The following is a 239-nucleotide window of genomic DNA, read 5'->3' as shown; positions in this document are numbered from 1 at the left end:
CTCTAGTTTCCTACCTGTTCGACCTGTATGTCTCACAGACAAGCGCCCCTGTGACATTGCACTCTCCACACGATTGCCAACCGTATTGAGGGCACCTTTAGAAGCCGCCGTTACTCTTTTGGAGGCGACCACCCCAGTCAAACTACCCACCACGCACTGTACCCTCTAAGGAGGGTTAGGCCCCGATCAAACAGAGGCTGGTATTTCAACAACGGATCCACAGCGCCTGGCGACGCCAC

General features: G+C 55.2%; 1 rRNA gene. It reads right to left on the bottom strand.

The features are described 5' to 3' along the window. Positions 1-239 (bottom strand): 23S ribosomal RNA (locus ACRHOZ_RS21395); the annotation flags it as partial.

This window comes from Flagellimonas flava, from assembly GCF_050617915.1.
In the GTDB taxonomy this organism is placed as follows: domain Bacteria; phylum Bacteroidota; class Bacteroidia; order Flavobacteriales; family Flavobacteriaceae; genus Flagellimonas; species Flagellimonas flava_A.
Note: the sequence above shows the minus strand (reverse complement) of the source record. Positions and strands in the feature narration are given on the sequence as shown.